The organism is Caulobacter sp. LARHSG274, from assembly GCF_052871235.1.
Genome location: NZ_JBIXJO010000017.1, coordinates 1 through 23,157 on the forward strand (window position 1 = coordinate 1; position 23,157 = coordinate 23,157).

At 65.7% G+C, this 23,157-nt stretch carries 20 protein-coding genes and 2 pseudogenes; 14 read left to right on the forward strand and 8 right to left on the reverse strand.

What is annotated here, in order from left to right; all coding sequences use genetic code 11:
- The 3 genes from ACIPQB_RS20470 to ACIPQB_RS20480 all read right to left on the reverse strand — a co-directional run.
- Window positions 1-909: HAMP domain-containing protein (locus tag ACIPQB_RS20470; RefSeq protein ID WP_446487101.1), on the reverse strand; the 909-nt coding region annotated here is incomplete at its 3' end.
- Between the two features lie 219 nt (window positions 910-1,128).
- The gene (locus ACIPQB_RS20475) at window positions 1,129-3,123 is read right to left on the reverse strand and encodes a glycoside hydrolase family 3 N-terminal domain-containing protein (RefSeq protein ID WP_446487102.1); all 1,995 of its coding nucleotides are present in this window, start codon (window positions 3,121-3,123) and stop codon (window positions 1,129-1,131) included.
- A gap of 186 nt (window positions 3,124-3,309) precedes the next feature.
- Window positions 3,310-4,620 carry a glycoside hydrolase family 27 protein gene (locus ACIPQB_RS20480; RefSeq protein ID WP_446487103.1) on the reverse strand — a complete coding sequence of 437 codons (1,311 nt, stop codon included), beginning with the start codon at window positions 4,618-4,620 and terminating at the stop codon, window positions 3,310-3,312.
- Between the two features lie 540 nt (window positions 4,621-5,160).
- Here ACIPQB_RS20480 and ACIPQB_RS20485 point away from each other — a divergent pair.
- Window positions 5,161-5,496 (forward strand): hypothetical protein, encoded by a 336-nt coding sequence (locus ACIPQB_RS20485; protein ID WP_446487104.1) that lies wholly within the window; start codon window positions 5,161-5,163, stop codon window positions 5,494-5,496.
- A 125-nt stretch (window positions 5,497-5,621) separates the two neighbouring features.
- Window positions 5,622-6,059 carry a hypothetical protein gene (locus tag ACIPQB_RS20490; RefSeq protein WP_446487105.1) on the forward strand — a complete coding sequence of 146 codons (438 nt, stop codon included), beginning with the start codon at window positions 5,622-5,624 and terminating at the stop codon, window positions 6,057-6,059.
- Between the two features lie 333 nt (window positions 6,060-6,392).
- On the opposite strand, the gene ACIPQB_RS20495 is transcribed toward ACIPQB_RS20490, so the two are convergent.
- Complete coding sequence (locus ACIPQB_RS20495; RefSeq protein ID WP_446487106.1) at window positions 6,393-6,719, reverse strand: hypothetical protein; 327 nt, start codon at window positions 6,717-6,719, stop codon at window positions 6,393-6,395.
- Between the two features lie 94 nt (window positions 6,720-6,813).
- Complete coding sequence (gene rsgA / locus ACIPQB_RS20500) at window positions 6,814-7,884, reverse strand: ribosome small subunit-dependent GTPase A (RefSeq protein ID WP_446487107.1); 1,071 nt, start codon at window positions 7,882-7,884, stop codon at window positions 6,814-6,816.
- Window positions 7,885-8,149: 265 nt separating this feature from the next.
- Between rsgA and ACIPQB_RS20505 the strand changes: the two genes are divergently transcribed.
- From ACIPQB_RS20505 to ACIPQB_RS20540, 8 genes are all read left to right on the forward strand, one after another.
- Window positions 8,150-9,151 (forward strand): sensor histidine kinase, encoded by a 1,002-nt coding sequence (locus ACIPQB_RS20505; RefSeq protein WP_446487108.1) that lies wholly within the window; start codon window positions 8,150-8,152, stop codon window positions 9,149-9,151.
- Between the two features lie 151 nt (window positions 9,152-9,302).
- On the forward strand, window positions 9,303-10,346 hold the full coding sequence (locus ACIPQB_RS20510; protein WP_446487109.1) for an HWE histidine kinase domain-containing protein: 1,044 nt from the start codon (window positions 9,303-9,305) through the stop codon (window positions 10,344-10,346).
- Window positions 10,343-10,732, forward strand: a complete 390-nt coding sequence (locus tag ACIPQB_RS20515; RefSeq protein WP_446487110.1) for a response regulator — start codon at window positions 10,343-10,345, stop codon at window positions 10,730-10,732. The genes ACIPQB_RS20510 and ACIPQB_RS20515 overlap by 4 nt, the downstream gene beginning before the upstream one ends.
- A gap of 145 nt (window positions 10,733-10,877) precedes the next feature.
- Window positions 10,878-12,392, forward strand: coding sequence for a PAS domain-containing protein (locus tag ACIPQB_RS20520; protein WP_446487111.1), 1,515 nt, complete (start codon window positions 10,878-10,880; stop codon window positions 12,390-12,392).
- Between the two features lie 72 nt (window positions 12,393-12,464).
- On the forward strand, window positions 12,465-12,833 hold the full coding sequence (locus ACIPQB_RS20525) for a response regulator (protein WP_446487112.1): 369 nt from the start codon (window positions 12,465-12,467) through the stop codon (window positions 12,831-12,833).
- Window positions 12,834-13,285: 452 nt separating this feature from the next.
- On the forward strand, window positions 13,286-13,411 hold the full coding sequence (locus ACIPQB_RS20530) for a hypothetical protein (RefSeq protein ID WP_446487113.1): 126 nt from the start codon (window positions 13,286-13,288) through the stop codon (window positions 13,409-13,411).
- Window positions 13,408-13,779, forward strand: coding sequence for a hypothetical protein (locus ACIPQB_RS20535; protein WP_446487114.1), 372 nt, complete (start codon window positions 13,408-13,410; stop codon window positions 13,777-13,779). Before ACIPQB_RS20530 ends, ACIPQB_RS20535 begins: the two co-directional genes overlap by 4 nt.
- 606 nt (window positions 13,780-14,385) lie before the next feature.
- A complete protein-coding gene (locus ACIPQB_RS20540) occupies window positions 14,386-14,910 on the forward strand; it encodes an MFS transporter (protein ID WP_446487115.1) in 525 nt (174 codons plus the stop codon).
- Here ACIPQB_RS20540 and ACIPQB_RS20545 read toward each other — a convergent pair.
- Together ACIPQB_RS20545 and ACIPQB_RS20550 are read right to left on the reverse strand one after the other, a co-directional pair.
- Entirely contained in the window at window positions 14,808-15,983 is a 1,176-nt protein-coding gene (locus tag ACIPQB_RS20545; RefSeq protein WP_446487116.1) for a YdcF family protein, read from the reverse strand. The two genes, ACIPQB_RS20540 and ACIPQB_RS20545, sit on opposite strands and share 103 nt — an antisense overlap.
- Window positions 15,984-15,991: 8 nt before the next feature.
- Entirely contained in the window at window positions 15,992-18,469 is a 2,478-nt protein-coding gene (locus ACIPQB_RS20550) for a TonB-dependent receptor (RefSeq protein ID WP_446487117.1), read from the reverse strand.
- A gap of 127 nt (window positions 18,470-18,596) precedes the next feature.
- On the opposite strand from ACIPQB_RS20550, the pseudogene ACIPQB_RS20555 reads away from it, so the two are divergent.
- Window positions 18,597-18,716, forward strand: a pseudogene (locus ACIPQB_RS20555) (ROK family transcriptional regulator); the annotation flags it as partial.
- 261 nt (window positions 18,717-18,977) lie between these two features.
- Here ACIPQB_RS20555 and ACIPQB_RS20560 read toward each other — a convergent pair.
- Window positions 18,978-19,343, reverse strand: a pseudogene (locus tag ACIPQB_RS20560) (TonB-dependent receptor plug domain-containing protein); the annotation flags it as partial.
- A 470-nt stretch (window positions 19,344-19,813) separates the two neighbouring features.
- On the opposite strand from ACIPQB_RS20560, the gene ACIPQB_RS20565 reads away from it, so the two are divergent.
- From ACIPQB_RS20565 to ACIPQB_RS20575, 3 genes are all read left to right on the forward strand, one after another.
- Window positions 19,814-20,899: a toxic anion resistance protein gene (locus ACIPQB_RS20565; protein WP_446487118.1), complete on the forward strand. Its 1,086-nt coding sequence runs from the start codon at window positions 19,814-19,816 to the stop codon at window positions 20,897-20,899.
- Window positions 20,896-22,455 carry a substrate-binding domain-containing protein gene (locus ACIPQB_RS20570; RefSeq protein ID WP_446487119.1) on the forward strand — a complete coding sequence of 520 codons (1,560 nt, stop codon included), beginning with the start codon at window positions 20,896-20,898 and terminating at the stop codon, window positions 22,453-22,455. The genes ACIPQB_RS20565 and ACIPQB_RS20570 overlap by 4 nt, the downstream gene beginning before the upstream one ends.
- 84 nt (window positions 22,456-22,539) lie before the next feature.
- Complete coding sequence (locus tag ACIPQB_RS20575; protein WP_446487120.1) at window positions 22,540-23,154, forward strand: 5-bromo-4-chloroindolyl phosphate hydrolysis family protein; 615 nt, start codon at window positions 22,540-22,542, stop codon at window positions 23,152-23,154.
- Window positions 23,155-23,157: the final 3 nt, after the last annotated feature.

Below are 23,157 nucleotides of genomic sequence, written 5' to 3' on the forward strand. Positions count from 1 at the left end.
GGCGGTGCGCAGGGCCACGGCGTTGTCCTTGAACACCTGGACCGAGCGGGCCATGGCGCCGACCTCGTCCTTGCGCGCGACGCCGGTCACCTCGACCTCCACCGAACCCTGGGCCAGGGTTTCCATGGTCTTGGAAAGACCAACCAGAGGCTGGGCGATCTTTCGTGAACCGATCCACAGGGCGTAGGCCAGAGCCGCGGCGGCTGACAACAGGCCAAAGGCGATGCTGATCATCGAACTTTTCGCCGCCTCGCGCTTGGATTGGGTGACCAAGACCTCGGTTTCGGCGTTGTGCCGATCGATCCAGGCGGCGGTGTCCTTGGTCAGCGCCACCATCTGCGGATCGATCGAGTCCATCATCGCCACGGCCGCTTCGTCGACATTCTGCAGGCCCATGTCCGCGCCCTGGCGCGCGCTGTCGTGGATCGTCTTGAAGCGTGTCTTGAGGCCCATGATTTCGGGGACGCCCGAGGGATCGGCGGCCATCGCCTTGTCGAGATAGCCGTTGCCTTTGTGGAAGGCTTCATCGAGCGCATCCGAAGCTTGATGGGCGTTCTGCGAGGCGCCGTCGTTGGCGACGGCGCGATAGGCCGAATAGCCGATCGTGGCGACCTGCCGACTGAAACGGGCCACCGCCAGTTCCGTCGGCGCGCGCCGTTCCACCAGGAGTTCCTGGGATCTTTCGATCCTGCTGGCTTGCCAGGTTCCCATGCCGATGCTCGCCAGCGCGACGAGCGCCAGGACGATGGCCGGCAGCATGACTTTGGCGGAAATCTTCAGATCGTCGAGACGCATGACGGTACTCAAAACTTTTGCGCCGGCAAAAAGGCTCGGCCGCTCGACCATCGCCCCGACCGCTGAACTCCGAATTAACCGCCGGCTTGCCAGTCCCAGATCGTGATGCGCCATTTTGGCGCAGACCTGCGGTGTCGCCGCCGCCTCTCACTCGCACGCACAATGGCGGTGTTCTAGCGGCGGCCCCGCGCCACTACCGGACTCTGGCGTCGCTCCAGAAACACGACGTTCAGCCCGGCACCCCAAAGGCGATGAACGACCCATTCCAGGCATTAGCAGCCCGTGCCCTCAAGCGTGCGCCCTTTCGAAAGGGGTAGAATATGGCCGACTTGATCATCGTGACGCTCTCCGATTGATTTTCGGGGTAGGAACGACGGCGCGGAAGCCGACGGGATAAAGCGGTGCAACGCTATCGTCGGGCAAATCGGGGCGCTGTTTCTCCACCGCCGCCATCGAGGAGGGCAGTTCGAAGGGCAGACGGCCCTCTGGGCGGACAATGCCGGTAAGCGCGTCGGCGACGGCCGCATCGGTTGCGCCGAAATCGCCGGCAAGCATCGCGGTGTAGGGGCGAAGGCTGGTGAGGATAGCCGGGCGATCGAGGTGGACGATCGCGATCACCGGCGTTGTGCTGGCAATCTTGCGGACGGCTTCCAGATCGGGGTCGCCAGGCTGGAAGTCGAGAGCGCCTTCGTGCTGGACGCGGCCTGCAGCGAAATTGGGATGAAGCAACTGGTGAGGTGCGGCGAGGCGCACGATCGCAGCGTCCGCCTGATTGGGGCGGTCGACGATGGTAAAACCAAGCGCGGCGAAAGGCTGGGGTGCGAGGCCGCGTAGGAACAATCGGCGGTGAGTCGCCCTCGAGAGCGGGAACAGGCCGTGATTAGCCTGAAGCAGAACGATCGAGCGCGCCTGCGTGCGCTGCGCTTCGGCGAGGAAGTCGGCATTGCCGACCAGTTTCGCCGCCGTGTCGGGATCGACATACGGGTCTTCGAACAAGCCCAGGGCGAAGGTCTGGGTCAGGACCTTGAGCACTGCGCGATCGACCTGGGCCTGCGCAATTTTCCCGTCGCGCAATGCCGCCATAAGGGCGTCGACGCGGGTCGTGCCGCCAAACTGCTCGATGCCCGCATCGACGCCCTTGGCGAAGCGGTCTTCCTCGGCCAGATCTTCCACACCCCAGGCGGGGCTGAAGTCGGACCAGTTTGGCTCAGCCCCGGGTTTTGCGCCGACGCGGCAAGTTTCGTGGCAATCGTTGGTGATGCCCCAATCGGACAGAACGAGGCCGGTGAAATGGTAGCGATGGCGCAGCAGATCGGTCAGGAGATAACGACTGAAGCCGGCGGCGGTCCCGATCGAGTGCCGTTCCGCGTCGTGCAACTGCTCGGGCTGCGAGTACATCGGCATGACTGCGGCCACATGCGCGGCGAAGGCGGCCTGGAAGGGGATGACGTGCCTGGGCAAAGCCGTCTGGGTCACCGCAGAGAAGCGACCATAGTAGTTGTGGCTGTCGAAGCCCTGATCGGCAGCGGCGCCATAGCCCACCCAATGTTTGACGACGGCGGCGACGCTGTCAGGGCCAATGCCGTCGGCGCCGCCCTGAATACCGGCGACGTAAGCGCCGACCATCTGCGCGGCGAGTGCGGGGTTGGATCCGAAGGTGCCGTCGATGCGCGGCCAGCGTGGCTCGGTGGCGATGTCGGCCTGCGGCGAGAGCGCGATGCGGATGCCCACCGCCTTATATTCCTGGCGGACAATATCGGCGCTGCGCCGGGTGAGCCTGGCGTCTCCGATTGCGGCGAAGCCGAGCGGATCGGGGAAAGCGGTGAAGCCGCCCGCGGCAACGCTGGCCCCTGCTACGCCCTCGAGCTGGTTGCGCGGGTCCGAACTCAAGCTGAGGGGGATGCCGAGCCGGCCCTTCTCTGCGATCGCCTGTAGCCCATTGTTGGCGGCCGCGAGCTTAGCGGGCGTAGCCGCCAAGCGTGTGATCATCGCAGTGACATGCTTGTCGAGGATCTCTTGGGAGGCGTTGGCGACAATGTAGTCGTCGCCGCTCGTGTAGAGCGAGCCGTGCACCATTTGACCGATCTTTTCGTCCGGCCTCATGCGCGACAGGAGGTCGGCGGCGCGTCTGCGGGGCGGCAGCCGCCAATCCTCATAGGGTTCAACTTGGCCGTCGCGGTTGAGGTCGCGAAACGCGAGTCCTTGGGCATGCAGGATCGGGATCGTACGCGTGCCGAGATGGGGTTGGCGCGTGGGCGATGATCCCGCACTCGCCGGGACAGTCAGAGCAATCCCTGTCAGAGCCGCCAGAATCGTAGCTTTTCGCAATTCTTTCTCCCGTTCGTGTTGAAGCGTCCGTCCGACCAGCGTTGAGGTGGCCCTCAAGCAAACGTCCGCCTGTCGCATGGGCCCTTCGAAAAGGCGCCATACCGCCAACCGCGCCAATGTCAGTGAACGATGCCCAACCGGATTTTCAGAAGCGTCGGCTTGGTCCGATTGAGGCCGTCTTGATACCTACGGATTCAGCCGCAGCATCACGACGCCATGGGGCTCAACAGTGGCGCTGTACGAGCCCTTCCAATCGCCCACCTCCTTGTGCGTCCAGAGGTCACGGACCCTGGCGCGCATGGTGGACGCATCACCGAGATCGCCGTTGTCGACCGTGATCTTCACGGGCGTCGCGCCGCGGTTGAACAGAAGGACAGCGCGGCCGCCGCCAGCGAGCGGCTTCATCCAGATTTCCTTGTCGCCGTCCTTCGACACACGATGGCCCTGTACCCCCAGCCGGTCCTGATCGACGGCGATCACGTCCTTGTTGGTAAGGATCGAGCGCGCGCTTTCGTCCATGGTGGAAATGTCGTTGCCGGCCATCAGCGGGGCGGCCATGATCGCCCACAAAGAGAAGTGAGAGCGATATTCGGCCGTGGTCATGCCGCCGTTGCCGACCTCAAGCATGTCGGGATCGTTCCAGTGGCCGGGACCGGCAAACGACCACAAAGGCTCGTTATCATCGAGGATCTGGAGCAGAGGATGGACCCATTGGTTCTTCGGGTCCCACTTGTCGAAACTGTCGCGGATGTCGCCGGTGGTCCGCCAGAGATTGCCCACATTCCGCGCCCATAGCCACGGCTTGGACCCTCCCCACTCGCACATCGAGAAGACGATCGGCCGCCCGGTCGAGCGCAGCGCGTCGGCCATCACCGCATAGGCTTCCTCTGCGTTGCGCGAGCCCGTCTCGCACCAGTCATATTTCAGATAATCGACGCCCCAGCGGGCATAAGTCATCGCGTCCTGATATTCATGGCCCTGGCTGCCCGAAAACCCGTCGCAGGTCTCCCGCCCCGCATCCGAATAGATTCCGAACTTCAGTCCTTTTGAGTGGACGTAATCGGCTAGCGCCTTGATCCCGGAAGAGAATTTTACCGGGTTGGCGGTAATGAAGCCGTTGGCGTCGCGTGGTCCCTGCCAGCAATCGTCGATGACGACATATTGATAACCGGCGTCCTTCATGCCCGACGTCACCATTGCATCGGCGGCTGCCCGGACGGTCTTCTCGTCAACGTTGCAGGCGAACTTGTTCCAACTGTTCCACCCCATGGGAGGCGTTTGCGCGAGGCCGTTGGGCGCCTTGTTGACGACCTTTTGGGTCGTTTCCCCCGCCCAGGCATTCTGCGTGACGAACAGGCACGCCGCCGCCACCAAAATTGCTCTTCCCAACAAACCTCGCACCCGACGATGCGCTCGCCCACAGAATTCCATTTCATCGCCCCCAACAGGTCGGCCACTAACCGTTCTTGCGCCGCGCGCTTCGCCGAAGCGGAGCATTCTAGAGCAAAGCGCCTGACTTTTCAACATTACTCAGACAATTTACAGGCGTATAGGCGACGGACACCCTGCGGTGCGCGATGGGTGCAGTCTCAGCATCACAAAAGTGCTAGGGATCGTCATGTTATCAATTGTCTGATAAATTAGCGTGCGCACTCGGGAGGCGCCTAATGGCAGCTTTCCACCCCTTCTGCGACCTTGCGAAGGTCCGTTAAAGGACGTCGCCCGGCAGCGCGGTGGGTGCATAGCCGGATTTGCGCTCTTGAGGGTCTGAGGTTCGGGCTGGTGATCGGGCGCCGGACTTTTTCTTGGGCGGCGCTGGACAATTGTTGTAGCCGCCATTTATGTCGAAGACTCCAAACCTTGAGATTCTCACGCCCTCTGTCAAAGACTACCGGCTGCTCGATGCTGATGAACGCCAGCAGCAACGCGATCAAGACGATTGGCCAAGCGCTCGGCGACATGGCGCGAAAACAATAACGCTTGGCCCGAATTCCGGATCAGGGTTTAAATTTCAAACCGGAGACCAGGAGAGTCAGGATGCTGAACATACTGGGTTCGAAACGGGCGATATTGGCGGTCGCCGCGGTGTTCGTCGCCGGTGGACTGACCACCTTGCCGGCCGCCGCGCAAAGCTATGGCGACTGGTCGACGTCGATCGGCGTCAACAATCTCAACAACACGACGGTGAGCCGCGTCTCGCGCAACGACAATGCCCGCAATCGGGCGACGACGCCGTACCGCAACACCGTGCGCTCGCGCAGCACTGCGACCACGGCCAGTTGTGGCGACATGGCCAGCCTGCAAAGCCGGATCGGGTCGCTCAGCCGTGAGGATTATATGCGTTATCGCAGCTGTCGCGGGCTGGCCAACTGATCCCCGCCAGGTCCCTAAATCGCCACAACCATAGGCTTAGTCGGATCGGGGGATTGTGGCGAGTTACCGGGTTGACGGAAGCCGCTGGCCTAAGCAGACGATGACCAACAAGTAACGATGTCCGCGTGACGACAGCTTTCACCGATGCCCAGGTCGCCGTCGTTCAGGCGCTGGCTGCCGATGCGCCCGGCCCAAACTGGCTACGCCTCGTCGCCGATGTCGAGATCCAGGAGGTGGCGGACAGCTACCATTTCGACACCGTGGCGCTCGCGGTGTTGAAGGGCGCCGATGGCGCGCTCAGTGACCCGTCGTTCAGCGTCAGCGAACCGATGCGCCGCGCGATCGTCGACCTCTACCGCCAGCGTAAGGATATTGCCGGCGAGCTGTTCAGCGGTTTCGAGCTGCGCATCGACAATGATGGCGCGTTCCGTTTCGAATTCTCCTACCGGCCGCCCAAACGGATGAACGGTGCGTGGGATGAGGCGAAGGAGCGGATGCTCGACAACTACCTAGAACACTATCGCGCCGAGATTGCGAGATCGGAGCCCTCCAACCGCCGCTGACTTCGCCAAGCGGCTGCGGCGTGTGCAGATCGTCGTCGCCGGCTGGCGCCTTGATGCTGAGGAGATATCCAGCCGCCGCCTGACCGCTCGTTCCGACTCTCCGTTGCTCGGCGCCGCCCCTACGTGCCTCGCGCCAGAATAGCCGACTGGCGGCCTCCCACCACCCTGCCCTGCCGATCCCGAGGTCTGCATAACCGGCCGGGTCGCGCCATGAACGGACCCAAGCACCGTTCCAGAAACACGACTCTTGGTCCGGGGCGCCGAACGGGAATTCACCCAAACGGACGCGCACGCTGTTTGGTGCGGCGCCAGAAAGCGGATGCCCGACTTCCGCTAAAGGACGTCGGACTCGGTTGGGCCTTCGCGAAATTCATCCGCTCCAACAAAGGCGACGCCCTCTTCGTCCAGGACCCAGGCGCCCAGGAAGGCGGCATGCCCAGGATCGATCTCCTCGTCGATCAGGTCGCCGTCATAGAGGCCGACAGTGCTGAAATCGAAGTCCAGCGAAAGTTGATGGGCCATGCCCACCATCTCCTCGGCCATGCGGCGCGAATACCCCAAGGCCTCGCTTTCGTTGATGAAGTCGTCGCTCAAGGTGCTCACTTCCACCGCATCGCTGCCCTGGGTGGCGCTGGTCGTGACGATGGTGAACGCGGGCATGGGCATCTCTCGTAAGGCGGGAATCCTCACCTAGCCCCGTTCGTCCGAGTCGAGGGCCACATTCTGCAAAATCCTTGCATTAGAACCGGGTCGATCAGTCGCCGCCTCGGGCGTCTCTCTTCGTGGCGCGGTAGGTTTTCTGCAGCCCGGCCAAGCGGCGACGTTCGATGTCCTTGGCGATACGGTCGGCTCTGTCTTCGACCTCGGCCAGTTCGGCGCCCAGCTTCTGGAAGTGAGCCCAGCGGGCGGGATCGAGCGCGCCGTTCGCCAGCGCCTCGCGCACCGCGCAGCCGGGCTCCTTGGCGTGGCCGCAGTCATTGAACTTGCACGTTTCGATCAGGCGCTCGATGTCCTCGAACACCACGCTCAGGCCCTCCTCGGCGTCGATCAGGCCCACTTCCCGGATGCCGGGGGTGTCGAGGATCAGCCCGCCGCCCGGCAGCAGGACCAGTTGGCGATGGCTGGTGGTGTGGCGGCCCTGGTCGTCGGACTCGCGGATCGCCCGGGTCGCCATGCGGTCCTCGCCCAGAAAGGCGTTGACCAGGGTGGACTTGCCGACGCCGGACGAGCCGATCAGCACGCAGGTCTCGCCCGGCGCCACCTGGGCCAGGAGAGCGTCCAGGCCTAGTCCTCGCCGCGCCGACACCGTCAGCACCGGACAGCCAGCCGCCAAGGCGGCGATCGTGTCGGCCTGGCCCCGTGCGTCGTCGGCGAGGTCGGACTTGGTCAGCACCACCACGGGCCGCGCCCCGCTCTGCCAGGCAGCGGCCAGATAGCGCTCGATCCGGCGCGGATTGAGGTCGGCGTTCAGAGAGGTGACGACGAAGGCGACGTCGATATTGGCGGCGATGACTTGCAGGGTCTGCACGCTGTCGGCTGCCCGGCGCACGAAGGCGGTGCGGCGCGGCAGGACGGCGTGGACGGTGGCGGCGCCTTCGGCTGGGCTCAGCGACAGCGCCACCCAGTCGCCGACGGCCGGATGTCCCGCCTCGCGCGCCTCGTGCAGCAGGCGGCCGGCGAGCTTGGCGCGCAATTCGCCCTCACAGGTGACCACCTGATAGCTGTCACGGTGCTGGGCGACGATACGGCCAGGGCTATGGCCCTCGCGTGCGTGCGGCTCGAAAGCCCGCCGCAGCGTGTCGGACCAGCCGTATTGCTCGATCAAGTCACGGGCCTTCACATCGCCGGCGATCGATCGGCTCGCCACGACCCTTCTATGGCTGTTGGCCGGCAGTCGCTAGCGATCAAATCCCCTGGGCTCACGATGTCTGTCGCTCCGAGATGTCGAAGCCGCGCCAGAAGCAGCCTCTGGTCCTGGTCCAGGACACGACATTCAGGGCGTCATGCAAAGGTGGAGCACGCTCAATCCGAATAGGGCCGCCAGCCCCCCGCATGATACTGATCGAGCTCACATGGTCCGAGAGCCGTCCTTGCCCGATTCAGAGTCTATCCCGCAGGTCTGGGACACAAAGCAGCTCCGACGGGCTCTGGAGGCGGCAGGCGTCGCGCTCTGGTCGTGGAACGTCGACACTGATCAATTGATCATGGACGAACTGGGCTACGGTCTATGGGGCGTATCGACCGCGGCGGCCGTTCGCTTCGAAGATCTGTCCGCTCACATCCACCCGGCGGATCGCGATCGGGTCCGCGCCGCCTTCGCGGCCACGCGCGGGATTCTCGGGGCCTATGAAATCGATTTTCGCGTCTTGGTCCAAGATGACGTCCGGTGGATTTCCGCACGTGGCCAGGGCGACGACGCCGGCATTATCGGCCGGGTCATGGTCGGGGTTTTTCTCGACGTAACTGGCCGCAAGCATGCCGAAGAGGCCAATGAGCTGTTGGCTGGCGAGATGAGTCACCGGGTCAAAAATCTTCTGACAATCGCCTCGGCCCTCACCGCGATCACGTCGCGCTCCACCGAAACCACGACGGACATGGCTCGCGAACTGACCGAGCGCCTGACCTCCCTGGGACGCGCGCACGACCTTGTGCGTCCTGTCCCCGGCCAGGACGGCAAGGCGGCGCTGCTTGGTGATCTGATTTCCGTTCTGCTTGCGCCGTACGACGACTTGGGCGCATTCAGCGGCCGCATTCGAGTATCCGTCCCTCGGATGGGCGTAGGAGAGGCTGCGGCGACCACCCTGGCCCTGGTCATCCACGAACTGGCGACCAATTCCCTGAAGTATGGGGCGCTCTCGGTCGCGGCGGGCACGCTTGATGTTTCTTGCACCATGCATGACCAGGATGTCGTCCTGGTCTGGACCGAGCGCGGAGGCCCGCCGGTTACGGCTCCACAGGGTCCTGGCGGGTTTGGGAGCAAGCTTGTCACCAGAGGGATGTCTGCGCAGTTGGGCGGATCGATCGCCTACGACTGGCCCGACCATGGCGTCATCGCCACTCTGCGGATGCACAAGGGTCGTCTCGCCGCCTGAGAGGGACGCCCGCGCGATCGGGCACGCAACCAAAGCGTGAGGCCAAGCATTATTAACCTTGGGAATGGAATCTTTCCGTTCCGGCAGTCGTCGTTTCGAGCGCAGAGCGACGTGCCCGTCCCGCCCCCGGCCGAAGAGATCGGGGGCCACCGTGCCGCGCGCCACCAGGGTTACGCGTCAGAAGATCGCGGAAGACGAGGTCGACGGATTCCGAAAAAACCTCGGCCCGTTCGTTGTCGCGGCGGAGACGACCCGATCGGCGATGGTGTTCACGAACGCCGCCGAAGCCGGCAATCCGATCATCTTCGCCAACGATGCCTTTCTCGCCTTGACCGGCTATGATCGGGAAGAGGTGCTCGGCCAGCCGTTCGATTTCCTGCTGGCCCGCGGCAACAACCTTGAGGCGTTGGCCCGGATCGAGGCGGCGTTCGCCGGCGAGTTCCACGAACAGCTGGAGATCTGCGACCAGCGCCGGGACGGCGGCACGCTCTGGGTTTCGCTGTCGATCAACCCGGTCTGGGACGCGGAGGGCCTGGTCGTGCAGCACTTCTCGTCGTTCGTGGACGTCACCGGAACCAAGCGGGAAGCCGAACGCCTCCGCTTCCTCCTGGACGAACTGAATCATCGCACCCAGAACACGCTGGCCACGGTGCTGGCGATCGCCGCTCAAACCCTCCGATCCCAGGATCGCACCGTAGTGCAGGCTTTCGAAGGCCGCGTCCTGGCGTTGGCCAAAGCCCATGGCCTGCTTGGCCGGGAAAGTTGGGATGCAGTGCCGCTGCGCGATGTCCTGGACCGCATCCTGCAGCCGTACGGGCTGGGCGGCGACGCTCCGCCTCGTATCACGCTGGAGGGCGAAGACGTTCGGCTGCACGCCAAGGCCGCCCTGTCCTTGGCCCTGGTGTTCCATGAACTGGCGGCGAACGCCTCGGCCCACGGCGCCCTGTCGGCCGCCGAAGGCCAAGTCGGCATCGGCTGGCGCATCGAAACCACGCCCGGCGAGACCAGGCTGCACCTTCGTTGGCAGGAGAGCGACGGCCCCTTGGTCACTTCGCCAAGTCGCAAGGGCTTCGGCTCGCGCTTGATCGAACGCGGACTGGCGCAGGATATCGGTGGCGAGGTTCGTGTCACCTACGAACAATCCGGTCTCATCTGCCAGATCGCCATGCCGTTGAAGCCCCCGGTGGGACCATGATCCCCGAACTGATCGGCCGCCGCATCCTCCTGGTGGAGGACGAATTGCTCATCTCCTGTCTGTTGGAGGACATGCTTGAAGACCTCGGCTGCATGCTGATCGGCCCGGCCTCAGGGGTCGACCAGGCGTTGCGGCTGGTGGCCGGCGAGGCCATCGACGCCGTCATTCTCGACGTCTCGCTCGACCAGCAACTGAGCTATCCCGTCGCCGACGCGCTTGTCGCCCGAGGCATTCCCTTCCTGTTCTCGACAGGCTACGACAGAGACAGGCTGAGGGACGGCTACAGGTCCTTCGCCATGCTGCAGAAACCCTTCCATCCTTCGGAATTGGCCAAGGTCCTGGCGGGGCTTTTCGCGGGAACTCGCCTCCTTCCTTCCGCCGCCTGACGCGCGAGGACGGGACGCGGATCGCGACGTCGAGACCCGACTTGCCATTCTCGCTGGCGCGCGGTCCCGCGAGCCGCTACGGCTAGGACGCGATCGACAGGGACGACTTCTATTCATCGTGGTCTTGTCGCGCGCCGGAGCGACTATGCCCCAAGCGCCGCGCCCGACCGTCCTTGCAGACCCCGCCGTGTTGACGCCCGGCCGTAGCGGGACGTTCGCCGGGTTCGGCGGCGATAGCGATCCGTTCGCCGCCGCCGTCCGGGCGACCGGAACGCCGATGATCATCACCAATCCGCGCCTGGCCGACAATCCGCTGGTGTTCGTCAACGACGCCTTCTGTCAGCTCACCGGCTATGACCGCGAAGAGGTCATCGGGCGAAATTGCCGCTTCCTTCAGGGGCCCCAATCCGACCCGGTGGTGGTCGAGGCCATCCGCGCCGCCGTGAGACTGGGGCGGGCGATCGCCATCGACGTGCGCAACCATCGCAAGGATGGTTCGGCTTTCTGGAACCGCCTGCAGATGGCGCCGGTCCATGACGCCGACGGCGAGCTGAGCTACTTCATCGCCAGTCAGTTCGACGTCACGGCCGAACTGCAGAGGCTGGAAGACCTCGAACGCCACAACGCCGACCTGGCTACCGAGTCGGCGCGGCGGCTGCAGGCGCAGCACGACAGCGAACAGCGACTTCGCTTCGCCACGGGGGCCGGCCACATGGGCCTGTGGGACCTGAACCTGGTCTCGGGCGAACTGACGGCCTCCTCGGTGTTCCGGGAGAACTTCGGACGCCTGGCCTCGGAGGCGTTCGACTGGCCGCAGCTGCTGGACGCCGTCCATGCCGACGATCGTCGCCGGGTGCGGGAAGCGTTCACGAGCCTGGACGTCGACGGCGACTTCGCGATCGAGTTCCAGATCGTTCGCGCCGACGCGGCCATCGGCTTCATCCAGATGCGCGCCGACATCATCCGGGGCGTCGACGGCGCGCCCCTGCGCCTGGTCGGCGTTTCCATGGACATTTCCGAGCGCCTGAAGGCCAATGAAGAAAAGTCCTTGCTGCTGCGGGAGCTCGCCCACCGCATCAAGAACATGTTCGCCGTCGTCGACGGCGTGATCTCGCTGTCCGCCAGGGCCGACGCGGCGGCCCGGCCGTTCGCCGACGCCCTGCGGACGCGACTGTTCGGCCTGGGCCGCGCGATGGCCTATGTGACCCCGCCCGAGGTGGTGGGCAGCTCGGAGATCGCACCGCAGACCCTACTGGTCCTGCTGCACGTCCTGCTGGAGCCCTATGGCGACCTGGATACCGCCGACCGACGGGTCACCGTGTCGGGCGACGACGTTCGCATAGGCCGCGCCGCCACCACCTCGATGGCCCTGATCATCAACGAGCTGGCGACTAACGCGCTGAAGTACGGGGCCCTGGGTCACGCGGGCGGTACGGTCAGGATCGAGATGACCCGGGAGGGGGACGACGTGGCGCTCACCTGGCGCGAACATGTCCCGGCGGCCATGACCGCGACGGAGGGGATACAGGGCGGCGGCTTCGGCAGCACCCTCCTGGAGAACGCCATCGTGCGGCAGCTTCGCGGACAATGGTCGCGCGAATGGACCGCCACGGGGCTGCAGACGAATCTGCGCTTTTCGCAGGCGCGCCTCGCGCGCTGAAACGGCCTGCGCGCCGCAATGACTTAACTAAGTTAAGCGGAACCTGCGGGTGACGCAGGTGTTGGAACTGTGATGGCAAAGCTGGTGAACCGAACGACGATCCTGGTGGTCGACGACGAGCCGTTCATTCGCGGAGTCGCCGCCGAGTATCTTCGGGACGCGGGCTACCTGATCTTCGAGGCCGACGACGGCGTCGAGGCGCTGTCCTTCCTCGATGAGAACCCTGAGATCAGCGTGCTGTTCACCGACATCAACATGCCAGGCATGGACGGCTTCGCCCTGGCCGCCGAGGTCCGGGCGCGCCGGCCGCTGATGCGCGTGGTCCTGACGTCGGGTCGCGAGCGGCCGACCGCCGCGCAGATGCCCGATCGCGGCTATTTCATCGGCAAGCCCTATGCGGAAGGCCAGCTCACGTTGCTCATGGCCAAGGCCGCGGCCTAAACCGCCCCGCCGCGAACACGAGCCCACGCCGCAAGGCAGCGGCGCTCAACTCCTCAGTTCCTCACGCCTGCAATATGATTTTCCCGCCGCCTGGGCGGACGTGATAGGTTTCCCGCCGAGGCGCTCAGTCACGCCAATCAGATCGACTCGCTCTCCGGCGAGAGATCTTCTGCTCCGAAGCCGGGGCGCTCGACCTTTTCATGAGTCTATCCACCGCATCATCTGGCTCGCGCCAGGCGATGGCCGGCGCTCGTGAGCAGTCTCACCAGAAAAAGGAAGCCCATTGTCCAAAGGCAATCGCGAAATCCGCAAACCCAAGACCGCCAAGCCCAAGGTGATCGCCGCGGCGCCCGCCATGGCGACGCAGACCCTCGCCGTCCGCAAGAAATAGCCTTCCCGCCTTCGACGACTGAGCGCCGCAGCACGGCGTGTCCGACGAAAGGCCCCGTTTCATGAAAACCTATCCAGGTACGCGCCCGTCAGGTCCGAAGGGCCTCAACGATCCTCGCTCGACCGGAAGCCAGCCGATCAGGCCGCGCCCCATCGACCCTGACGCCCTGCGGGGCACGAAGCCTTGACCGATCCGGTACGGCTCTCCCAGGGGCGTTTCGGCGCCCAATCAAGGGATCGTCGCCCAGGTTCGAACGTCGCCGAGGCGTCGCCCGCCCAAATGACGACCTCTGAAGGGAAGACCATATACGAACCTACCGTCTCTTGGCGTCCGATCGACACCAATATCAAGAGCGATATCTCCGTGAGCCGTCCGTTTCACCTGAGCCGTCTGGTCCTGGTCAGGTCAGGCAAGCGCGAAATGCTTGCCCGTTGGCGCCATCCGCTGGAGCGTTACGACCGCTCGAAAGACAGCATCATTACGCGGCAAGGGGCGTGGTGGTGCGAGCAGGGCCGGACCCTCGATTTCGAGCCCGCCGAGTATCGGGATAGGTAGTCCCTGGCCCGTCCTGCAGCAGCGTGACCGCCGCTGCAGGACCAGGCCGCTGTCGGTCCCACCGCGGCTGGGTGTTCCTGCACCGCCCAAGACCATCGTTGGTGGTTTGGGTCGAACGTGGCGGCCCGACGGTCAACCCGCCGGAAGGTTCCAGGGGTTCGGCAGCGAGATGGTCGTCTGAGGCAGGTTGGCCCAACCGGGCGGACCCGAGCACCTATGACTGGCCCAGTCACGGAGTGATCGCCACCTTGCGCATGCTCGAGGATCGTCTCGCGGCCTGATCTCAGAGCCCGAGCGTCAATGTTGCGCCATCAAGGGACATTGGCCTATAGCCGAGCCAGACCTTTCGCCCCCCTCCGCGCGTCCTGCCTATGAGCCGCGCGGCCAGCGTGTCGCGCTCGGCGGCTGGCACGGCTGCAAACAGCGCCCCTACCCCCAAAGCGTAGGCTTTCCACCCGGTTTGACGAGGGCGCGGATCAATAGGAACAGCGCGTGAATAAGGGCGGAGACTGCGAGGCCAAGCCCCCAGGCTCGAAGCGTCGCGCCCCAAACATCGTGTCAGCCCCGAACCTTCTGCTGTCCAGCGTCGATGTAACGCTTGTCTTCATGCTCACCGACCTGCTCGGCGTGGCGCCAACATTCGTCAGCCTGCTGATGCTGCTGATGCTCGCCGGCGACCTGATCTTCGACCTCTTGGCCGGATGGTGCATCCTGGCCGACGTGGTGGACTTCGCGGAGTTTCGCCACCGGGAGCGGCGCGAGACGGCGACATTCGCCCTGGTTCTGGTGATCCTCAAGGCCGGAGCGGCCGCCTCGGCGGGCGTCATCGGCTGGACGCTGGGCCGACTGGGCTACACGCCCGGCGCCCAACAAACCGGGACGGTGCTGCTGGGGATGAAGGCGCTGGCGTGCGGTGTCCCGTTTCTTGGCGGGCTGGTCGCCATCCTGGTGCTCTCGCGCCTCTCGGTCGGGCATCTGGCGCACGCCAGAGTCCTCCGCGCGCTGCACGCGCGGAGGATCCGTGCCGATCAGGGATCGAGCGGGTCCAGGGGGTCGATCCGCAGCGAGGACGCCGCGGGTCGGAAGGTCAGCTCGACGGGCGAGAGCCGCCTTTCGATCTCGCCGGGCTGATAGCCCAGCTCGATCCGGTTGCGCTCGCTGAACAAGGCGCTCTCGATGTACTTGCTCTGCTCGGCGTTCGTGACGATCAGAGCCTCTTGATCGACCGGCGCCCCCAAGGCGAAAAGCCGGCGCGAGACGTTGCGCAGATTGGTCGTGGTGTGCCGGGCATAGGGCTCGACCACGATGCTCTCGGGCGGAACGGCGAAACGCTCGATCAGCGCCCTTCGCATTTCCAGGGCCTCGACATTGGGCGATTGGCGCGGGTGCACGGCGCCGCCGCTGAGGATGATGAAGGGCGCGGCACCGTCGGCGAAGCGTTGGGCCGCCATGCGGACGTTCAGTTTGCCCCGGGCGCTGAGCGTCAGCGCCGGATTCTCGGGTCCGACGCCGGGCACGATGATCGCCGTGAACCGGTAACGCCGCCAATCGACGGTGCGCGCGTGGGCCAGGGCGCCTGCGTTGTAGCGCTCGTCCAGCGGCTCGAACGCCGACGCCGTCTTGCGATCGTTCACGTCCAGCAGCGCCAGGACCAGGGCGAGGCTTGGATCGAGCACCGCACTGGCGTCCTGCTTGCCGCCGTCCGCCAAGCTCACGGCGTCGGCCAGGGTCGCGGCGAACAGGGCCGTGCCCGGAGGGTCGATCGGACCGTCGATCTGGGGATAGCGCGGCGGCGCGCCGAGGCCGTAGACCTGCAGGACGCCGTTGAGGCCCTTCAGTTCGCGAGCGACCTGGGCCTGGAGCCCGTCGTCGGCGGAGACGGCCTGACGCGCGGGTCCCTGCAGCGTGCGGTCGGCGAGCGCGGCGACCTCCGCGATTTCCGCATCGCTCCAGAGGCCGGCGCGAAAAAGACAACCTGGCGCCTGCTGGCAGGCGTCCATTCGCCCGCGGCGCTCGACCAGCGCCGCGTTCCGGCTCGACGGTTTCGCTCCGTCGGCGGCCTGGCCCCGCCCCAGGGCGGTCAGGGCGGGGAAGAGCCGCGCCGCGAGCACCGACCACTGCTGGTCTACGACCGGGTCGGCGCGACTTGGCGGCGCCAGCAGCAGCGTCGCCAGGACCAGGGCCGAGGTCAGCCCCACCCTCACCCGCGCCCTCACCATGACTTGCTGACCACGAACCGGAAGCTGCGGCCAAAGATCGGCCGGCCATAGATCGCCTCCCGGCTGCCCTGCCCCAACAGGGTGTCAGTGCGAGTGTTGCCCTCGGTCAGGCCGTGGGCGTTGGTGAGGTTGTCGCCAACGACCTGGACGCGCCAGTCACCGTTCGTCAAAGTCACCCCGGCGCTGTAGGCGCCATAGCTTGGCAGGGCGGTGTTGTTGAAGAAGTCGACGTAGCGCTTGCCCGTATATTCGTACCGGCCATAGAGTTCGACGCTGCCCATCCCCGTTTCGAAGGTGAAGTTGGGGCGGATATTGCCGAAGAGCTTGGCCTCCCGGATGATCTGGTTGCCTTCGACCTGGCTGGGGTCTGCGCCGGCGGCGTTGACGAGGCTCTTGTATTGTGGATCTTGAACCGTCAGCGAGCCATTGATCGAGAACCAGTTCGCCAGGCGCAGCGCGCCGTCCATTTCGGCGCCCTCGACCACCGCCGTGCCAACGAACGGGACCGTCTGGTCATTGCGGCCGGTCACCGGATTGAAGGCCAGAAACGAGGCGTTGAGCGGATCGAACTTGGTGTAGAAGCCTGTCACGTATAGGTAGGAGCCGCGGTAGACGGCCTTGAAGCCGACTTCGAACTGGTCGGCCTTGGTCTTGACGATGGTCGGGTTGACCGAGGCGGTGACCTGCAGGCTGGGCGGCACTTCCAGGTGCGAGGCCCGCGCATAGACGCCCAGGTCGCTGGTGAAGTCGTAGTTCGCGCCGAACGTCCAGTTGGTCACCGACGGCTCGAGCTTGTGCGACTGGACGGCGCCGGTGAAGGCGCGGGTCGCATCGTCGGCCAGGGTAGTGGCGTCGCCGAGGTTCACCTGCTCGGTGAGCAGGGCGTAGCCGTCGAAGCTGTAGCGCTCGTGACGGACGCCGGCGTCCAGACGAAGCTTGTCGGTGAGGTCCCACGTGTCATTGGCGTAGAGCGCGACCATCTTGGCGTCGGCGTCCCCCTGGTTCAGGGTGGTGGTGTAGCGCAGGACCCCCTTGTCGGTGACGTAGCCGAGGACCGCGCCGGTCGAGGAATAGGCGACCAGATCCAATGTCCGCGGCTTGCCGGCGACCTCGATCAGATGGTCCTGATAGACCGACTTGCTGGTTTGGCCGTAGACGCTGCCATAGAGGCCGGCCTTGATGTCGTGGGAGCCGAGACCGGTTTCGAACTTTCGAGTGACGCTCAGGTCGCCCTGGGTCGAGTAGAAGTCCGAGCTGACGGCCCGATACTGGCCTTGCATGACCAGGCCCGACGCCGACGACGGATCGTAGACCGTCGCGCCATTGGTTCCGGCGATCGCATAGCCCAGCCGGCTCACCGCGCCGAAGGCCGTGGTTGCCGCGCTCATGAAGCCGGCCGCGAAGGTCGTCGCGTCGGCCGGGTTCGAGGTCGAATAGAAGGCGTCGAAATCCAGGCTCCCCTTGGTGAAGCCCCCTTTCGCCGAGACCAGCCAGCCGTCGAACTCGCCTTCGTACTGCAGGCCGATGTTGCCGTAGCGCATGTGTCGACCGTCCGCGAGATCGCGCGTGTCGTACTGCGTCATGCCGGCGCCGTTCCGGTACTTCTGGTTGACATTGCGGAGCGCCGGCGAGTTCATCGTGCCGTCGAAATAGTCGATGTACTTGTCGAGCGAGACCGACGGGTTCCTCGGATCGGCGGTCGGGATCGGCAGATAGAAGAGGTTGTGGTCGTCGAGATAGTTGACGCTGACGCGGATCGAACCGTTGTCGAGATCGTGCTTGATGTTGGCCCGGATCTGGCCGCCGCGATCGTTGGCGAAGCCGTTGTCGCGATGGCCGTCGTCCTGCCGGAGGAAGCCGCCGACGGCATAGTAGGTCTTGTCGCTGATCGGCCCGGCCTGGTAGGCGTCCAGGCGATAGAGGCCGGTGGTCCCCAGCGTCAGCTGCGCCTTGCCCCGGGTCGTGTCGCTGCCCGAGACCGTGACGTTGTTGACGATCGCAGCCGCCTGGCTGGCGTAGATCGGCGCGGGGCCGCCGCGCACCACTTCCATGCGATCGACCATCAGGTCGTAGCGCTGAAGGTCGGCGGCGCGAAAGAAGAAGCCGTCGATCTCGTGGAAAAGCGGCAGCCCGTCCTGCTGGAAATAGGCATAGCCGCCGTCGGTGGGAATGCCGCGGACACGGGTGATGTTCTGCACCTCGCCGCCGGTCGGCTCGACCTGGATGCCCGGAAGCTTTCCGAGCAGGTCGGCCATGTTCAGCGGCGCCAACTTCTGGATGTCGTTCTGGGACAGGGCGTTCACCGCGTAGGACACGTCGAAGCGACGCTCGGCCCGGGCCGAACCGGTGACGATGAGCTCATCGACCTGGGCCGGGGCTTCCGTCGCCGCGCTGGTCTGGGCCGCGACCGGGAAAGCGACGGCGCACAAGGCGGCCAAGGCGCAACCTTGGGCAAGCATGGTCTTGGTCATCGGTAACCCCCATCGGATTTTCGGTTGGGGTGGCGTATGGCGGCCTGCTGCGACATATTTATTTATTACTTGTAAAATAAATCGAGTTGGGGGGGCTCTCCACAGCCCGACCCGCTAGGGAGGCCTGATGAGTTCCGCGCCTTTCAACCTGTCCGAGGAAGAAAAGCGGCTGCTCTGGCGGCTGCGGACCCACGGCTCGGCCGCGCGGACCGAACTGGCGGCGGCGCTGCAGGTGAGCAACGCCACGCTCACCAAGCTTTCCCACGGCCTGCTCGCCCTTGGGCTGATCGAGGCTGTGGAGTCGCCGGATCCCCAGGGCCGCGGACGCCCCATGACGCCGCTCCGCATCGCGGCGGCGGGTGGTTACGCCGTCGGCGCGACGGTGCATCAGGGCGTTTTCGAAATCGCCCTCGTCGACTACGCCGGCGGGATCATTTCGCTCACGCGCGAAGAGATCGATCCCCCCCACCGTGCCGCGGCCGACGCCGTTGTTGAAGTTCAGCACCGACGAGGCGTGGCGGCGATGGCCATTGACCAGGATCAGCACCTGGTCCGGCCCCAGCCCGCGCAACGAGAAGCCGCGCGTGCTGCTGGACGACGGCGAGGTTTGCGAACGCGGATAGTTGAGCGACGGGGCCAGGAAACCCAGGATTTTGCCGAGGTCGGTGAAGCCCCTCTCGGCTAGCGCCTCGCCGCTGAACACATCGACCGGCGCGGCGGTCTCGGTCGCCAGGCGCCCGGGCGCCCGCGATCCGACCACCAGGACTTCATCGATCACCGACTCCGCTGGCGCTGCCGACTGCGCCAGCGCCCCTGTCGCGCCGAACGATATCGTCAGCGCCGCGCCCGCCGCCAAACCCTTGAACACCGTCATGACCCTCTCCCCGTCTCGTGACGAGGCGTTTAGTCCGAGGCCACACGGCGGCGCGAACGCAAAGGCCGCAACAGCGTTGCGCGGCGCGCAATCCCAAAGGTTTCCGACCTGGTCGTGGCTCGCCTCCAGTGTAGCCGCCTCTGCGCCATGTATGGACGGCTCCCCGTTGGCAAGGGGTGATCTGACGTTCTGTTAGACTTGGTCGGTGCGGCCATGTGTTCGACCTGTTGGTGCGATACGCATGACCGCTGGCCATAATGCCCTCGGCGAAGACAGCTCCACGGAGACGTTTCGAGTGCGGCCGTGGGCGCGGAAGGCGGCCCCGCCCAGGCGATCTCGCCCGGGCGGGGTTCGATCCGCCAGGTGCATGCTGATGCAGGCGAACCGATCAACCGCCCGACCGTAATAAAACTGTCACTCGTCTTGCGTCCAACGCTCCGCATACTCGCCTTTGGGTTCGGGAGGCAGGAATGAGCGAGATCGACAAGACGGCGCAGGCGACGGCGCCGGTCATTGCCCCGGCCGACGGCGGCAAGGTGGCGACGATCCAGGCGACGATCGACATCGCCGATACCGCCCAGATCACCGCCTTCGGCGAGCGGGCCCAGCAACAGGTGGCGGGGTTCGCCGACCGGATTCTGGAACAGACCCGCAATCGCGAACTGGGCGATACGGGCGAACTGCTCAGCGACATCATCGCCAAGGCCAAGGGCCTCGACCCGGCCGACCTGCAGAACGCCGGCTTTGTCACCAAGCTGTTCGGCGGCCTGCGCCGGCGCCTGCACCGCTTCACCTCCAAGTTCGAGACGGTGGCCGCCCAGATCGACCGCATCACCGTCGAGCTGGAAAAGCGGATCGACCGCCTGCGCCGCGACGTCGCCATGCTCGACGGCCTGCACGACCAGACCCGCGACTCGATCGGCGAGCTCGACGCCTACATCGCGGCCGGCAAGAGCTTCGCCCAGGCGTTCCAGGCGGGCCCGCTGGCCGAGCTGGAATCCAAGGCCAAGGCCACCGGCTCCGACAGCGGCAGCCAGGACCTGATGGCCGCCCAGACCTATCAGGACGCCGTCCAGTCGCTGGACCGGCTGGAAAAGCGCGTGCTCTACCTGCAGCAGGCGCGGCAGATCGCCATCCAGCAGCTGCCGCAGATCCGCATCGTCCAGAACGGCGACGCCACCCTGATCGAGAGCCTGGCGGCCTCGATCAACCTCACCGTTCCGGCCTGGAAGCAGAAGATGGTGCTGCTGCTGGGCCTGACCCGCCAGCGCGAAGCCCTGGCCCTGCAGAAGACCGTCACCGACACCACCAATGAGATGCTGCGCCAGGCCTCGGAGATGATGAAGACCCAGGCCATCGACATCGAAACCCAGTCCCAGCGCGGCATCGTCGATATCGAGACCCTGCAGAAGACCAACCAGGACCTGATCGACACCATTTCCGGCGTGCTGCAGGTCCAGGCCGAGGGCCGCAAGAAGCGCGAAATGGTCGAGATCGAGATGGATCGCCAGACCGACGCCCTGAAGAAGGCGCTGTCCCAGGGCCCCGGCCGGTGAGGCGGCTGGCCGTTCTGGCGGTCGCCGTCCTGGCTGGGGTGCTGGCCGGCTGCGGGTCGCGGGCCCCCGATTTTCGCATCGTCGCCGGCTCGGAGCAGAAGTCCCTGGAGCCCCTGGTCCAGGCGTTCTGCAAACGCCAGCATGTCAAATGCCAGATCGACTACAAGGGCTCGCTGGATATCGGCCTGATGCTGGCCAATGATGCGCCGCCCGAGGTGGATGCGGTCTGGCCGGCCTCCAGCCTGTGGATTGAGCTCTACGACACCCGCCGCCGAGTCAAGGACCTGAAGTCCATCGACACCACGCCGGTGATCCTCGGGGTGCGGACCAGCAAGGCCCGCGAGCTCGGCTGGGTCGGCAAGCCGGTGCGGATGGACGACATCCTCCGGGCGGTGCAGGCCGGCAAGCTGTCGTTCCTGATGACCTCGGCCACCCAGTCCAATTCCGGCGCGGCCGCCTACCTGGCCATGCTGGCGGCGGCGTTCGGCGACGGTTCGCGGCTGGATCCGGCGGCGCTCGACGACAATGCGGCGCGCGCCAAGGTCAAGGCCCTGCTGAAGGGCGTGGCGCGCTCCTCCGGTTCCTCGGGATGGCTGAAGGACCTCTATCTGGAAACCGCCCAGGCTGGCCGCCCGTACGACGCCATGTGGAACTACGAGGCGGTGCTGAAGGAGACCAACGACGCCCTGCGCCAGAACGGCGGCGAGCTGCTGTACGCCGTCTATCCGGCCGAGGGCGCCGCCTATGCCGACGCGCCGCTGGGCTATGTCGAGCGCGGCCAGGACAAGAAGACCCGGGCTTTCTTCGACGCCCTGCAAACCTATCTGCTGAGCGGCGAGGCCCAGACCCGCATCGCCGCCGACGGACGTCGCACCGCCCCCGGGATGGCCCCGCCGACTCGGGCCGAACCGGATTGGAACTTCGACCCGTCGCGCGTTGTAACCTCCATCGCCCTGCCGGAGCCGGCGGTGATCTCGCGGGCCCTGACACTCTATCAGGAGGTACTGCGCCGCCCCTCCCTCACCGCCCTGTGCCTGGACTTCTCCGGGTCGATGCAGGGCGACGGCGAGGCGCAGTTGAAGTCCGCCATGCGCACCCTGCTCACCCCCGCCGAGGCGTCCAAGGCGCTGATCCAATGGTCTCCCGCCGATCGGATCATCATCATCCCCTTCGACGACGGTCCGCGAACGACCTTGCAGGGCGACGGCGCCCCCGCCTCCCAGGCCCGGCTGCTCGCCGCCGTCGAGGCCGAAAGCTCCGGCGGCGGCACCGACATGTACGCCTGCGCCAATGCCGCCTTCGCCGCCATGGGGCCCTATCTGGACAAGGGCTATCTGCCGGCCGTGGTGCTGATGACCGACGGCGAGTCGGAAAACGCCGACGGCTTCGACACCGCCTGGCGACAGGGCGGCCATGAATTGCCGGTGTTCGGCGTGACCTTCGGCGAGGCCGACAAGGACCAGTTGGACACCGTGGCGAAACTGACCCGGGCGCGGGTGTTCGACGGCGGCAAGAATCTGACGGAAGCCTTCCGGTCCGCCAGGGGCTACAACTGAGCCGGGTTCGATGAGGGGCGCGGCGATCTTGCGGGTTGATGGGCGATTGTTTGAGCGGCCTTGCCTCCCGTTGAGGGCCCGCTGATGGGGCGCGGCGCCGCGACCTTGCTGGCGGCCGTGGCTGCCGCCGTGACCCTGCCGCTGCTGGCCTTGGGTCTGAGCCTGCCGTGGTGGCTGGCGCTGGCCCTCGCCCTGGCGGTGTTCGGCGGGGTCTGGCTGGTGCTGAAGCCGAGCGGCGATCCGGGACCCGGACTCACCGATGAGGCTGTGCTGGACGCCCGGAGCGCCACGGCTCAAGGCTTGCTGCTCGAAGCGACGACCGCCATGGACCGTCTGCGCAAGGTTCGTCGCGAAATCCAGGACCCGCCGATGCGCGCCGAGATCGCCCACCTGCTGGAGGTCGGCGACAAGGTGGTGCGCGAGGTGCGCGAGGACCCCAGCCGCGCCATGGCCGTGCGCCGCCTGCTGACCTTCTACCTGCCCAACGCCGCCAGCGTCGCCGACGGCTGGCGCACGCTGGAGGCCCGCTCCGTCCCCTCGACCGCCCGCATGACCCAGACTCGCGAGGTGATGGGCGGACTGTCCCAGGCCTTCGCCAAATATGCCGACGACGTCGCCGAACCCGAACTGCAGACGCTCGACCTGGACCTGAAGGTGTTGAAGGACGCCCTCAAGGCCGATCTGAGCAACACCCCCTGATGG

Bases quoted from the DNA above. Each gene is read 5' to 3' on its own strand.
- ACIPQB_RS20495 (WP_446487106.1), bottom strand. From the start codon at position 6,719: ATGCCCGCGTTCACCATCGTCACGACCAGCGCCACCCAGGGCAGCGAT.
- ACIPQB_RS20515 (WP_446487110.1), top strand. From the start codon at position 10,343: ATGATCCCCGAACTGATCGGCCGCCGCATCCTCCTGGTGGAGGACGAA.
- ACIPQB_RS20530 (WP_446487113.1), top strand. From the start codon at position 13,286: ATGAAAACCTATCCAGGTACGCGCCCGTCAGGTCCGAAGGGCCTCAAC.
- ACIPQB_RS20565 (WP_446487118.1), top strand. From the start codon at position 19,814: ATGAGCGAGATCGACAAGACGGCGCAGGCGACGGCGCCGGTCATTGCC.
- ACIPQB_RS20575 (WP_446487120.1), top strand. From the start codon at position 22,540: ATGGGGCGCGGCGCCGCGACCTTGCTGGCGGCCGTGGCTGCCGCCGTG.
- ACIPQB_RS20480 (WP_446487103.1), bottom strand. From the start codon at position 4,620: ATGCTCCGCTTCGGCGAAGCGCGCGGCGCAAGAACGGTTAGTGGCCGA.
- ACIPQB_RS20550 (WP_446487117.1), bottom strand. From the start codon at position 18,469: ATGACCAAGACCATGCTTGCCCAAGGTTGCGCCTTGGCCGCCTTGTGC.
- ACIPQB_RS20520 (WP_446487111.1), top strand. From the start codon at position 10,878: ATGCCCCAAGCGCCGCGCCCGACCGTCCTTGCAGACCCCGCCGTGTTG.
- ACIPQB_RS20485 (WP_446487104.1), top strand. From the start codon at position 5,161: ATGCTGAACATACTGGGTTCGAAACGGGCGATATTGGCGGTCGCCGCG.
- ACIPQB_RS20525 (WP_446487112.1), top strand. From the start codon at position 12,465: ATGGCAAAGCTGGTGAACCGAACGACGATCCTGGTGGTCGACGACGAG.
- ACIPQB_RS20540 (WP_446487115.1), top strand. From the start codon at position 14,386: ATGCTCACCGACCTGCTCGGCGTGGCGCCAACATTCGTCAGCCTGCTG.